This window comes from Ignavibacteriota bacterium (assembly GCA_016708125.1).
In the GTDB taxonomy this organism is placed as follows: domain Bacteria; phylum Bacteroidota; class Ignavibacteria; order Ignavibacteriales; family Melioribacteraceae.
The window spans coordinates 3,687,705-3,701,102 of sequence record JADJGF010000001.1; the positions used below are offsets into that span (position 1 = coordinate 3,687,705).

At 29.3% G+C, this 13,398-nt stretch carries 11 protein-coding genes; 2 read left to right on the forward strand and 9 right to left on the reverse strand.

Annotated features, from left to right (window positions below; translation table 11 throughout):
• Window positions 1–11 precede the first annotated feature (11 nt).
• On the forward strand, window positions 12–2,417 hold the full coding sequence (locus tag IPH62_16040; GenBank protein ID MBK7106786.1) for a TonB-dependent receptor: 2,406 nt from the start codon (window positions 12–14) through the stop codon (window positions 2,415–2,417).
• Window positions 2,418–2,484: 67 nt separating this feature from the next.
• Window positions 2,485–4,437: a cation:proton antiporter gene (locus IPH62_16045; GenBank protein ID MBK7106787.1), complete on the forward strand. Its 1,953-nt coding sequence runs from the start codon at window positions 2,485–2,487 to the stop codon at window positions 4,435–4,437.
• Window positions 4,438–4,463: 26 nt separating this feature from the next.
• Here the strand turns inward: IPH62_16045 and IPH62_16050 are convergent, their stop codons facing one another.
• The 9 genes from IPH62_16050 to fabG all read right to left on the reverse strand — a co-directional run bounded on the left by IPH62_16050 (window position 4,464) and on the right by fabG (window position 13,376).
• Window positions 4,464–5,180 (reverse strand): 16S rRNA (uracil(1498)-N(3))-methyltransferase, encoded by a 717-nt coding sequence (locus IPH62_16050; protein MBK7106788.1) that lies wholly within the window; start codon window positions 5,178–5,180, stop codon window positions 4,464–4,466.
• A 6-nt stretch (window positions 5,181–5,186) separates the two neighbouring features.
• Window positions 5,187–5,495 (reverse strand): FUN14 domain-containing protein, encoded by a 309-nt coding sequence (locus IPH62_16055; GenBank protein MBK7106789.1) that lies wholly within the window; start codon window positions 5,493–5,495, stop codon window positions 5,187–5,189.
• 15 nt (window positions 5,496–5,510) lie between these two features.
• On the reverse strand, window positions 5,511–6,833 hold the full coding sequence (locus IPH62_16060; protein ID MBK7106790.1) for a hypothetical protein: 1,323 nt from the start codon (window positions 6,831–6,833) through the stop codon (window positions 5,511–5,513).
• A gap of 18 nt (window positions 6,834–6,851) precedes the next feature.
• On the reverse strand, window positions 6,852–7,247 hold the full coding sequence (locus IPH62_16065; protein ID MBK7106791.1) for a CoA-binding protein: 396 nt from the start codon (window positions 7,245–7,247) through the stop codon (window positions 6,852–6,854).
• A 6-nt stretch (window positions 7,248–7,253) separates the two neighbouring features.
• Entirely contained in the window at window positions 7,254–10,115 is a 2,862-nt protein-coding gene (gcvP, locus tag IPH62_16070; GenBank protein ID MBK7106792.1) for an aminomethyl-transferring glycine dehydrogenase, read from the reverse strand.
• A gap of 92 nt (window positions 10,116–10,207) precedes the next feature.
• On the reverse strand, window positions 10,208–10,993 hold the full coding sequence (gene rnc, locus IPH62_16075) for a ribonuclease III (GenBank protein MBK7106793.1): 786 nt from the start codon (window positions 10,991–10,993) through the stop codon (window positions 10,208–10,210).
• Window positions 10,993–12,237, reverse strand: coding sequence for a beta-ketoacyl-ACP synthase II (gene fabF, locus IPH62_16080; protein MBK7106794.1), 1,245 nt, complete (start codon window positions 12,235–12,237; stop codon window positions 10,993–10,995). The genes rnc and fabF overlap by 1 nt, the downstream gene beginning before the upstream one ends.
• Before the next feature lie 110 nt (window positions 12,238–12,347).
• Window positions 12,348–12,584 (reverse strand): acyl carrier protein, encoded by a 237-nt coding sequence (locus tag IPH62_16085; protein ID MBK7106795.1) that lies wholly within the window; start codon window positions 12,582–12,584, stop codon window positions 12,348–12,350.
• A gap of 36 nt (window positions 12,585–12,620) precedes the next feature.
• Complete coding sequence (gene fabG, locus IPH62_16090) at window positions 12,621–13,376, reverse strand: 3-oxoacyl-[acyl-carrier-protein] reductase (GenBank protein MBK7106796.1); 756 nt, start codon at window positions 13,374–13,376, stop codon at window positions 12,621–12,623.
• Between the last annotated feature and the right edge of the window lie 22 nt (window positions 13,377–13,398).

Genomic DNA, 13,398 nt, shown 5'->3' on the forward strand with positions numbered 1-13,398 from the left:
TAGGAAATGGCATGAAGTATTTTTTTCTAATTACTTTTACTACAATTTTATCATGCATAACAAATGCACAAATTGTAACTGTGAGAGATAGTGAAAGTAATTTAAAACTTGAATCAGTAATAATAAAAAGTGAAAAACCAAAAGCAATTACATCCACAAATTCTGTTGGAGAAGCAGATTTAGATTCTTTTAAAGAATCAAAGAAAATTATTTTCCAACATTTGGGTTATGAAACTTTGGAGAAATCATTTTCAGAACTTGAAAAAGAAAATTTTATTCTTTTTATGAAACCAACAAATATTTCACTTGATCAGATTGTTGTTTCTGCTACAAGATGGAATCAAGCAAAAAATGAAATAGCATCTAAAATTATAAATATTTCTCCAAAAGATATTGAATTACAAAATCCTCAAACAACTGCAGATTTATTAAACTCTACGGGACAAGTTTTTATTCAAAAAAGTCAACAAGGCGGCGGAAGTCCAATGATTAGAGGCTTTGCAACAAATCGCTTGTTAATTTCTGTTGATGGAATTAGAATGAACACTGCAATTTTTAGAAGTGGAAATCTGCAAAATGTAATTTCACTTGATAATTTTTCTTTGCAAAATGTTGAAGTAATGTTTGGCCCCGGCTCAGTAATTTACGGAAGCGATGCTATTGGCGGCGTAATGAGCTTTTATACTTTACAACCAAAATTCAGTTTAACAAATAATTTATTCTACAGCGGAAATTCAGCACTAAGATTTTCATCTGCAAATAATGAAAATACCGGACACATTGATTTTAATTTAGGATGGAATAAATTTGCGTCAATTACAAGTATTACATATTCCAAATTTGGTGATGTTAAAATGGGAGAATTCGGACCAAATAAATATTTAAGAAATGAATATGTGAAACGAATTAATTCTGTGGATATTGTTGTAACAAATTCAAATCCATTAATTCAAAAACCGGTTGATTATAATCAAATAAATATTTTGCAAAAATTAAGTTTCTTATTGAATGATGAAATTAAATTTGATTATGGATTTCATTATTCAACTACTTCAAACTATTCTCGTTATGATAGATTGTTAAGATACAGAAATGATTTGCCGCGAAGTGCCGAATGGTATTACGGTCCGCAAGTTTGGATGATGAATAATTTTAATATTTCTCTTAGCAAATCAAATATTTTCTATGATAATTTAATTTTTAGAACTGCACATCAAAAGTTTGAAGAAAGTCGTCATGATAGAGACTTAAATAATAATATTCGATTCGATAAATTTGAAGAAGTTGACGCTTATTCAATTAACTTAGATATGAACAAAAAACTTACGGAAAATTCAACTATTGTTTATGGAATTGAAGAAATTTATAATAATGTTAAATCATACGGAAAAGATACGGATATCAATAATAATCAATCTATAAAAGGTGCTTCGAGATATCCTCAAGCAGATTGGAATTCAATTTCAGCTTTCATAGATTATAAAAACTTCCTAACAAATAAAATAATTTTTGAAACCGGAATTCGTTATAGTTATTTTTCTTTGAATGCAGATTTTGATACAACTTTTTATCCTTTTCCTTTTACGTCAGCAAAATTGAACGAAGGATCATTTTCCGGAAGTTTCGGATTTGTTTACAATCCGAATAATTCTACAACAATGAATATTAATCTATCGACTGGTTTTCGATCTCCAAATGTTGATGATTTGGGAAAAGTATTTGATTCTGAACCGGGCGCAGTTATTGTTCCAAATCCAAATCTTATAGCTGAATATGCTTATAATATTGATTTGGGGATTGCAAAAGTTTTTAATGATTTTCTTAAACTTGATGCTACCGGATTTTATACATTTCTTGATAACGCAATGGTGAGAAGGGATTTTACAATTAACGGATTAGACAGCATAATTTATTCTGGTGAAATGAGTAAAGTACAAGCACTTCAAAATGCAGCAAATGCTTATGTGTGGGGAATCCAAGCCGGAATTGAGTTTAAACTTCCTAAGGGTTTTGGATTTTCGGCAAATGCAAATTATCAAAAAGGTGAAGAAGTTTTAGATGACGGAAGTAAAAGCCCATTACGTCATGCTGCGCCAATGTTTGGAAGTGCTCATCTAACTTATTCAATAAAAAAAATAAAAATGGATTTCTATGGAATTACAAACGGAGAAATTTCTTTTGAAAATTTGCCGGAAGAGGAAAAAGGAAAAGATTATATTTATGCAATCGATGAAAATGGAAATCCATATTCGCCAAGTTGGTACACTTTAAATCTAAAATTGGATTATAATATTTTAGATAATTTAAACATTACTGGCGGAATTGAGAATATTACTGATCAGAGATATCGTCCATACAGTTCGGGAATGGTTTCTGCCGGAAGAAATTTTATTTTTTCTATAAGATGTAAATTATAACAGATACTGATTCATTATTCTGAATTTATTTGGTAAACTTAATTTTAATTAGACTCTTTAAAAATCTATGTCATTACTTTTTGATATAATAACTTTATTATCGCTTGCAATTTTAATAATTCTTATTGCATCCAAATTTAATATTCCGGTTTTAATAGGATTTTTATTTACCGGAATTTTAATTGGACCTTCCGCTTTTAGTCTTGTAAGTAATATTTCAGATATTGAAATTTTAGCTGAAGTAGGAATTATTCTTTTAATGTTTACAATCGGTTTAGAATTTTCTCTTGAAAAAATAAATCAATTAAAAAAAGATTTTATACTTTTTGGCGGCTTGCAAGTTTTGTTAACTTGGATTGTGTTAGGAATAATTTGCTTTTCTTTTGGATTAAATATTTCCCAATCAATTTTTATTGGTTTCGCAATTTCACTTAGCAGCACTGCAATTTTATTAAAATATTTAAAAGATTCTGATAAATTAAATACTCCATCTGGAATTAAAATAATCGGAATTTTATTATTTCAAGATGCAGCTCTAATTCCCTTTTTAATATTATTGCCGGCACTTACAACTACTTCAGAATTTTCTACATCAATTATTTATAACATTTTAATTTCAATCGGAAGCATAACAATTTTATTGATTGCAAGTAAGTTTTTTATCCCAAAACTTTTTAATCTTATTTTAAATTTGAGATTAGCTGAACTTTTTATTGTTACAATTTTTGTAATAATTTTTGGAATTTCATTTGCAGCTTATAAACTTGGAGCTTCATTGGCAATGGGCGCTTTTATTGCCGGACTTTCAATTTCTGATACCGAACATGCACATCATGTTAATACTGAATTAATACCATCACGAAATTTATTCAATTCGATTTTTTTTATATCAATCGGAATGTTTGTTGACATTTCATTTTTCAAAAATAATTTTATTGAAATTATTGCATCAATGTCTGTTTTGATTTTAATTAAAGGAATAATTTTACTAGCAATTTTTTATTTCCTTAAAAACACAATCAGCAACGGAATTATCACAGCTTTAAGCTTGGCTCACATCGGTGAATTTTCTTTTATACTTTTAAGATTATCAAATCAGAATAATTTATTTTCGGATTATATTTATCAATTACTTATTTCTGCTTCAGTTTTAAGTATGTTTTTTATTCCTCTATTAATTAAAATTGGGGATAATTTATCTTCAAAAAGTAACTTAAAAACCAAGCTAAATGATTCGGATAAAACAGAAAATATTAAATTAAAAAATCATACAATTATTGCGGGATTTGGCGTAAACGGAAAAAATATTTCAAATGTTTTAAAATTAATTGGAATTCCATTTATTATAATTGAAGCAAATCCAAAAACAGTGCGCAAATATAGAAAATTAAATTACCCGATTTATTTTGGCGAGCTTGATAGAAAAGAAAATTTAGACTCAATGGGAATTATCAATGCAGCATTGCTTGTAATTGCAATCTCTGATATTGAAGCTACTCAACGCGCAATTAAAATTGCTAAATCTATTAATCCAAATATTAAATTAATTGTTCGCGCAAATTATGTAACACAAGTTGAAGAAATGTACAAACTTGGAGCCGATTTGGTAATTTCACAAGATTTGGAAACTTCGCTTGTTTTCTTAAATCATATTTTAGATTATTATAATTTGCCGAGAAATATTACACGACTTCAAACAAATCTTCTTAAGAAAGAACATTATAAATTTTTTACTTCGCACAATAAAAATTATGAATGGAATATTTTTGAATCCGATATTATCCAGAAAGACAATGAAATGTTTTTTATCAGCTCAAGTTCAAAATTAATTTCTAAAAATATTTTAGAATTTGAGCCGGTTAAAAATGATGTGATTAAAATTATTGGAATTGTTAGAGATAATAAAATTGTTGCCGATAATTTAGAATTTGAAAAAGTTCAAAAGTTTGATACACTAATTTTATCGGGAAATCACAGAAATCTTGAAACTGCTTTAAATTGGTTTGAAGCTAATAATTAGTAGCTTCTTGAAGCTTCGATTTTCTTCTATAAATTATTAGTTAGAATTGAAGCCGCAGAAATAATTGCAGTTTCAGATCGTAAACGATTTTTATTCATTTTTACAAAAATAGGATTTGGTATTTTATCAATATCAGCTTGGGTCAAACCGGCTTCGGGTCCAAAAAATAAATTAATTATTTTATTTCTATTTTCTTCATTTTTATAATTATTTAAATAACTCGTGAATTTATATTCTGCATTTTGATCAAAAATAATGTTAACTGAATTTTCTAAATCTTTAGAAATTATTTTTACAAATTCCATTTTAGGTAAATGAGATTGCAAGCTTTGCTTCATTGCAGAAATAAGAATTTTTTCCCATCTATCAATTTTAATTCCTCGTTTATGACTTTTAACAGATGAGAAAATTTTAAAATTTATAATTCCCAACTCAACACATTTTTCCAAAGCAAATTCAAATCTTTCTGTTGATTTTAGAATTGGAATATAAAACACAACGTTTTCATATTTTTTTTCGATATTAAAATTCGCAATTACGGAAAGCTTTATTTCACTTTTTTTTATTTCAATAATCTTTGATTTGTAAACATTTCCAGTTCCATTAGTTACAAAAATTTCATCATTAATTTTATGACGCATTACAGAAGAAATGTGTTTTGCTTCTTCATCAAAAATTGAAATTAAATTTTCTGTAATATTTTCCCGCTTAGTAAAATAAAATTCTGTGTTTGAAAAAATCATTTGAAATTATCCTTTCTTAAATCCAAAGATAAATCCAACCAATGCAGCAATGGCGAAAGGAACATTTCTAACAAATAATTCTTTTATCGAGTCGGTGGAAATATCTGCACCCTTAACCAAATCTGCCGCTTTGTTTCCCCAAGAGAGCCAATCGACTTCCAAATATCCGTTGTAAATTGCAACTTGAATTAGAATAAACGCAACAGCAATAAAAAAGACCAATATTTTTGAAACTTTTTTTGAAATAAATCCAACTGCAATTCCGGAGAGAAGACCAATTCCGCCGGATTTTAATGCAAAAATAATTTCTTCCATTTTTACCTCAAATAACTAAAATGAAAAACCAGATTCTAAAATAAATTCCCCTTTCCCAATTTCATCAAATGAATATTCAAATCTAAATGCATTGTACGGCAGAAATAAAAGTGTAAAACCAAAACCCCAACCGGAATCAAAAGAATTTAATTTTAAAGGTTCGCCATTATTGTAAGTTGTGCCGGTATCAAAAAAAATATTTGTATAAATTCCAATTCTTGCGGAAGTCAATCTCTTTGGTAAATACGGAAGTGATAATGAAAAATCCCAAGATTTTAGCAATGGATAATTCATTTCTAATGAGCTAAGTAAATAATTATTTCCTTCGCGTTTATCAAATTTATGTCCGCGTACAAATTCAAAATCTCCCAATACCGAAAGTTCATAGAAAGGAATTTTATCACCAAAAGTATGTCGATAATATCCGCGCCATTTTGCGGAAAGTTCACCTAAAATTTTTCTGTATTCTCTAAAATCAATTGAAAGAATATTGAAATTTATATCATTTATTCCGAATCCTTTTTTTGAAAAAATAGCTGTTGTAAAAAGTCCGTCATCAGAAAATTGTTTAAGATTTCTATTATCAAATTCGTATCGAAGAATTAAAGAATAAGTTCTATCAATATTTGTATTTGTTGCAGATAAATTTGAAACTTTGGTTGGGATTTCAATATATTCAAACGATGGAGAAAGTGATAAGTAATTGTACAAATTGAATCGATATCCTAAACTTAAATTTGAATAAATATATTTATATTCAAAATTTTCTCCATTAAGGTTTTGCGAAATTAAATTTCTGTTTAGAATATCCGTGTAACCTAATCCAATTCCGAAAGTTAAATTTTCTCCCGAAATTAAAACCGGATTAAAATAAGAAAGTGAATAACTAGGATTATAACCAAAGGTTGCCAATCCGGTTATAGTTTCATTTCTTCCGCGAAAATTTTTATAAAGTAAAATCAAACCATAAGATGCTCGCGAAATACGATTATCGCGTATGCTCAAGTACGGTAAGGGATAAATATACCAGCTTTCAAAAACTGTAATTTCTAAAATTTGAATGTCATTTTCCGGAACAATATTTAACTCAACTTTATTAAATAATCCTAAACTAAAAATTCTTTCTTCGTTAAATTTTAATTGTGTTTTTGAAATTATTTGTCCAACTGAAAAATCCAATTCGCGTAAAATAATTTCATCTTCTGTAATTTCATTTCCGGTAATTTTTATTGAATCAATTCGAAATAAGTTTTCTTCAGATTTTACATCTTCAAAACTTTGCGAAAAAATTAAAGAACTAACCAAAAAAAATAAAATGTATAAATCTGTTCTAACCAATATTCATCTCTTTCTAAATTAAAAACAAAAAGAATGTTCAACTTTTATACACGAATCTTGAACTACAATAATTCCCTTTTGCATTGAACTTTTTACTGCTTCGTCATTTCTAATTCCCAATTGAAGCCAAAGAACTTTTGGAGAAATTTCATTTACTTCATCAATGATTCCCGGAATATCTTCGGATTTTCTAAAAACATTTACGATATCAATTTTGTGCGGAATCTCTTTCAATGAATTATAAACTTTTATTCCGTCTGCATCAGTAAAATTTTTATTTGGATTTACGCCAACAACATTGTAACCATTTCGAATTAAATATTCAGCAATATTTCTGCTCGTTTTAAAACGACTGCTCGAAATACCAACAACCGCAATTGTTTTAGAAGTTTTAAGAATTTCGCAAGTATCCATTTTTATCTATTTATATTCTTCTATTGGAGCACAATTACAAACTAAATTCCTATCGCCGTAAGCGTTATCAATTCTGTTAACAGTTGGCCAAAATTTATTATGCGCAACCAAATTTGTTGGAGTAACTGCTTTTGATATTGTATAAGAATGATTCCATTCAGAAGTTATATCATTTAAAGTATGAGGTGCATTTTTCAAAACGTTATCTTCTTTTGAAAAAGTTCCTTTCTCAATTTCTAAAATTTCATCGTAAATCATTTCCATTGTATTACAGAATTTATCAAGTTCACGTTTTGATTCACTTTCAGTCGGCTCAACCATTAAAGTTCCGGCAACGGGAAAAGAAACAGTTGGAGCATGATAGCCATAATCCATAAGCCTTTTAGCAATATCTTCAACTTCAACATTTGCGCGAGTTTTAAATTCTCTTGTATCTAAAATCATTTCGTGAGCAACAAATCCGTTTCTGCCTTTATAAAGAGTTTTATAATGATTTTGCAATTTTGCCTTTATATAATTTGCATTTAGAATTGCAATTTCTGTAGCTCTTTTTAATCCTTCACTTCCCATCATTCTAATGTAAGCATAAGAAATAGTAAGAACACTTGCACTTCCAAATGGTGATGAAGAAACCGCATGAATTGATTTTCCATTTCCAATTTTTACAACGGAATGACCCGGCAAATATTTTTTTAATTTCTCGGAAACTGCGATTGGTCCAACTCCCGGACCGCCGCCGCCATGAGGAATTGCAAAAGTTTTATGTAGATTTAAATGACAAACATCTGCACCAATTTGTGCCGGATTAGTTAAACAAAGTTGAGCATTCAAATTTGCTCCATCCATGTAAACCAATCCCCCATTTTCATGAATTATTTTTGTAATATCAATAATATTTTCTTCAAAAACTCCATGAGTTGATGGATAAGTTACCATCAATCCGGCTAATTCATTTTTATTTTGTTCAGCTTTATTTTTCAAATCCTCAACATCAATATTTCCATTTTCATCACATTTTACAATTACAACTTTATTGCCGGCTAAAACAGCGCTTGCTGGATTTGTTCCATGCGCAGACGATGGAATTAGCATAACATTTCTGTATGAATTTCCTTTATCCAAATGATAAGCTCGGATTACTAAAAGTCCGGTATATTCTCCTTGCGCTCCGGAATTTGGTTGAAGTGAAACACCGGGCAATCCGGTTAATTCCGCAATTTGATTTTGTAATTTATCAATCATTTGAGAATAACCTTCAACTTGATCAAGCGGTGCAAACGGATGAATATTGCTAAAATTAGGATTTGATAAAGCGTATAATTCACTTGCTGCATTTAACTTCATTGTGCAAGATCCAAGTGGAATCATTGCTGAAGTCAGAGAAAGATCTTTTTTCTCCAAACTTTTAATATATCTCATCATTTCAGATTCAGAATGATAATCTTTAAATACCGAGTGAGTTAAAAATTCTGATGTTCTTTTTAATTCTTTTGGAAAACTATCAAAATTTTCTTCAGTTAAATTGATTTCATGATTTATAGATTTTGAAATTAGTTCAATCAAAATTTTAATATCATCAAAACTAATATCTTCACCGATTGAAATTCCAACTTGATTATTTTCAAGCCATCTCAAATTTATTTTGTTTTCTACAGTTATTGTTTTCAGATTTTTGTATTGATCAGAATTTAAAGAAAATGTAACCGTATCAAAAAATGATTCAGAAATAAATTCAATATTCATATTCTTTAAATTTGAATATAAATATTTTGTTAAGAAATTAATTCTTTCTGCAATTTTTATAATTCCATCTTTTCCATAATAAACTGAGTACATCCCCGACATAATTGCTAAAAGTACTTGAGCCGTACAAATATTGCTTGTTGCTCGTTCACGTTTAATGTGTTGTTCTCTTGTTTGAAGAGCCATTCTTAATGCTCTGTTACCTTTTGCATCAATTGAAACTCCAATTATTCTTCCGGGAATTGATCTTTTGAATTCCTCTTTTGTTGCAAAGAATGCAGCGTGTGGTCCACCAAAACCCATCGGAACTCCAAATCTTTGAGTTGAGCCAACTACAACATCGGCACCAAATTCACCCGGTGGTTTAAGTAAAGATAAACTTAATAAATCTGCAGCAACAATTTTATAAATTCCTTTTTCGTTTGCATCATTAAATAAATTTGAATAATCAACAATACTTCCATCTTCATTTGGATATTGAACAAATATTGCAAAAATATTTTCCTCTAATTTAAAATTCTCAATAGTTTCAATTTGAATTTTTATTCCCAAAGGAATTGCTCTAGTTTTTAAAACATCAATTGTTTGAATAAAAATTTTATCCGAAACTAAAATTGTATCGGCATTTTTCTTATTTCCCTTTCTTAAACTGAATAGCATATTCATCGCTTCGGCAGCGGATGTTCCTTCATCTAAAAGAGATGCATTCGCAATTGGCATTGAAGTTAAATCACAAACCATTGTTTGAAAATTTAAGAGAGCTTCCAATCTGCCTTGAGAAATTTCTGCTTGATATGGCGTATATTGTGTGTACCAACCCGGATTTTCCAAAATATTTCTTTTAATAACCGACGGAGTAATTGTATTATAGTAACCTTGTCCGATATAATTTTTAAATATTTTATTTTTTGATGCAAGGGATTGCATTTCATTTAAAAGTTCAAACTCAGTTAAGGGTTTATCAAGGTTTGGCAAATTATTTAATCTGATGGATTTTGGAATTGTTTTTTCAATTAATTCATCAACCGATGAAACTCCAATAGTTTGCAGCATTTCATTAATTTCAAAATCATTATGCGGAATATGTCTATTCACAAATTGATCATAATTTGAAGATAAATTCATAATTTTTCTCTTATTAAGTGGAAAAGATTTTAGTAAGGAAATTTAATTAATTGCGTGTTCAATTCGAATAAAATCTTAAAATTTATTTAAGATTATTCAATGTCATTCTTCTTTTTACTTTCATTGATTAATGAAAGAGCTAATTTTGCGGCTTCTTGCTCGGCAGTTTTTTTATTTGGACCAGTTCCAATTCCAAATATATTTTCATCAACTTCAACTTTGATTTTATAGATTTTATTATGCTGCGGTCCGGATTGATCTATAACTTTATAAACCGGTTGGTTTAATCTATTTGCGTGAGAATATTCTAATAATTGTCCCTTATAATTTTTATCGTCTTTTATATCACCATTTTTAATTTGTGGAATTACAATAAAATCTTCTACAAATTTTTTTGCAGCTTTTTCGCCAAACTCAAGATAGATTGCACCAATTAAAGCTTCAAGACAATCTGCAACAACATTTCCAATTTTCTTTTTTTCTGTTGTTAAATATTTAGTATTAAGGAAAATTAAATCTTGCAGATTAAGATTAAAGCCAATAATTTCAAGGGAATTTTTGTTTACGATTTGAGATCTCGTTTTTGTTAAGAATCCTTCGTCGGCATCCGGAAAATAATGGAAAAGATATTCTGCGGTAATTTTACCAAGTATTGAATCGCCTAAAAATTCCAATCTTTCGTTTGATTTAATGTTTTCGCGGGCTAATTCAAGAAATGAACGATGAGTAAATGCTTTTAAAAAATATTCCTCTTTTGATGGTTTTAAACCGGTGAAATCTTCAATTTTGGATATTATTTTTTCCTTTTTAATTTTATCAAAATCATCAGATTTGGAATGATTTATTTTCTTAAAAAGGTTGAAGAATTTTTTAAACATTACCCTTCATATTTTTTAAAAAGTAAAGAAGCATTATGTCCGCCAAATCCAAAAGTATTACTAATTGCATAATTTATATTTTTCTTAACAGCTACTTTTGGTGTATAATTTAAATCACATTCCGGACTTGGTTCATCATGATTTATAGTCGGAGGAATAATTCCTTCCTTTAATGCCAATAAAGTTGCAATACTTTCAATTGCTCCGGCGGCACCGAGTAAATGTCCGGTCATTGATTTTGTTGAACTTACTGAAAGTTTATAAGCATGTTCTCCGAATAAATTTTTAATTGCTTGGGTTTCATTTTTATCATTTAATTCGGTTGAAGTTCCATGTGCATTTATATAATCAATATCACTTAAAGTAATTTCTCCATCACGAACAGCTTCTCTCATTGATCTAAAAGCGCCTTCGCCTTCCGGCGGTGGAGCAGTTACATGATAAGCATCACCGGTTAATCCAACTCCAATAATTTCACCATAAATTTTAGCGCCTCTTTTCACTGCATGTTCATACTCCTCTAATACTAGAGAACCAGAACCTTCGCCCATTACAAATCCATTTCTATCTTTATCAAATGGTCTTGAAGCAACTTCCGGTTTATCATTCCATGTTGAAATTGCACGAGCTGAATTAAATCCGCCGATAGACATTGGAGTAATTGCAGCTTCAGATCCACCAGAAACCATTAAATCTGCAGAACCTCTTTGTATCAGCATAAATGCATCAGCAATTGCATGTGATGAAGTTGCACAAGCTGATGTTGTTGCATAATTTGGTCCTTTCAAACCATACTTAATTGAAATATGACCGGCAGCAATATCAGAAATCATCATCGGGATGAAAAACGGACTAATTTTTCTTGGACCACCTTCAATATAATTTGAATGCTGTGTTTCCCAAGTATCCATTCCGCCGATTCCGCTTCCGTAAATAACTCCAAATCTTTCTTTATTAACTTGATCTAAATTAAGACCGGAATCATTCATTGCCATTTCTGCGGTTACTAAAGCATAATGTGTAAAGGGATCCATTCTTTTTAAAGCTTTTATATCAATAAAATTAGAAGCATCAAAATTTTTAAGTTCACATGCAAATTTTGTTGCAAATTCAGTTGTATCAAATTTTGTAATTAAGGCTGCTCCGGATTTTCCGGTAAGCAATCCATTCCAAAATTCATTTAGATTATTACCAATTGGAGTTAATGCGCCCATTCCGGTAATTACAACTCTTCTTTTATTCATATAAAACCTTAAAATTATTTGAAATTATTATGAAGGACTACAAATAAATATATTCCGCAACAAATCAATTATAATGATTTGCGCGGAATTAATTTTATTTTTTGTAAAAATTATTTTGCAACTTTTTCCGATAAATATTTTGTAGCATCCCCAACAGTTGTAATTTTTTCAGCATCTTCATCAGGAATAGAAATATCAAATTCTGATTCGAATCCCATTACTAACTCAACAATATCCAAAGAATCAGCACCTAAATCATTTGTAAAAGAAGCTGCAGGTGTAATTTGTGATTCTTCAACACCTAACTTATCCATTATGATTTCTTTTACTTTTGCTTCAACATCCATATTATACTCCTTTAATTTATGAAATTGAATTTGTGGTTACATTACCATTCCGCCATCAACGGAAATTACTTGTCCAGTTATATAATCCGCTTTATCGCTGCACAGAAATTTTATAATATTTGCAACATCTTCTGCTTTTCCCATCCTTTTTAATGGAATATTCTGCAATAAAACTTCTCTCTGTTTTTCATTTAATTCAGCTGTCATTTCGGTTTCAATAAAACCCGGAGTAACAGCATTCACATTTATATTTCTTGATGCAAACTCTTTTGCAGTAGATTTTGTAAAACCAATAATTCCGGCTTTTGATGCTGCATAATTTGCTTGTCCCGCATTTCCAATTAAACCAACTACTGAACTAATATTTACAATTCTGCCAAATTTCTGTTTCATCATTGGTTTGAAAACTGCTTTTGTAAGATTAAATACACTTTTTAGATTTACATTAATTACATCATCAAAATCTTTTTCGCTCATACGCAGCAATAAATTATCTTTTGTTATTCCGGCATTATTTACAAGAAAATCTATTCTTCCAAATTTATTTAAAATTTCATCAACAACTTTTTGAGATTCTTCAAATGATGAAATATTAACTTTGTAACCAATTACACTTAAACCAGAATTTGAAAATTGATTTTCAATTTCTTTTGCAATTGTTTCACTGCTATTATAAATAAATGCAATATCAGTTTGAAATCCCAAATTAGAATTTTCCGCAAACGCATTTACAATTGCTTTCCCAATTCCTCGTGTTCCGCCCGTTACAACTGCTAATTTTCTATCTGACATAATTTCTGGTTAATTTTTAATC

Bases quoted from the DNA above. Each gene is read 5' to 3' on its own strand.
- IPH62_16040 (MBK7106786.1), top strand. From the start codon at position 12: ATGAAGTATTTTTTTCTAATTACTTTTACTACAATTTTATCATGCATA.
- IPH62_16045 (MBK7106787.1), top strand. From the start codon at position 2,485: ATGTCATTACTTTTTGATATAATAACTTTATTATCGCTTGCAATTTTA.
- IPH62_16050 (MBK7106788.1), bottom strand. From the start codon at position 5,180: ATGATTTTTTCAAACACAGAATTTTATTTTACTAAGCGGGAAAATATT.
- IPH62_16055 (MBK7106789.1), bottom strand. From the start codon at position 5,495: ATGGAAGAAATTATTTTTGCATTAAAATCCGGCGGAATTGGTCTTCTC.
- IPH62_16065 (MBK7106791.1), bottom strand. From the start codon at position 7,247: ATGGATACTTGCGAAATTCTTAAAACTTCTAAAACAATTGCGGTTGTT.
- gcvP (MBK7106792.1), bottom strand. From the start codon at position 10,115: ATGAATTTATCTTCAAATTATGATCAATTTGTGAATAGACATATTCCG.
- rnc (MBK7106793.1), bottom strand. From the start codon at position 10,993: ATGTTTAAAAAATTCTTCAACCTTTTTAAGAAAATAAATCATTCCAAA.
- fabF (MBK7106794.1), bottom strand. From the start codon at position 12,237: ATGAATAAAAGAAGAGTTGTAATTACCGGAATGGGCGCATTAACTCCA.
- IPH62_16085 (MBK7106795.1), bottom strand. From the start codon at position 12,584: ATGGATGTTGAAGCAAAAGTAAAAGAAATCATAATGGATAAGTTAGGT.
- fabG (MBK7106796.1), bottom strand. From the start codon at position 13,376: ATGTCAGATAGAAAATTAGCAGTTGTAACGGGCGGAACACGAGGAATT.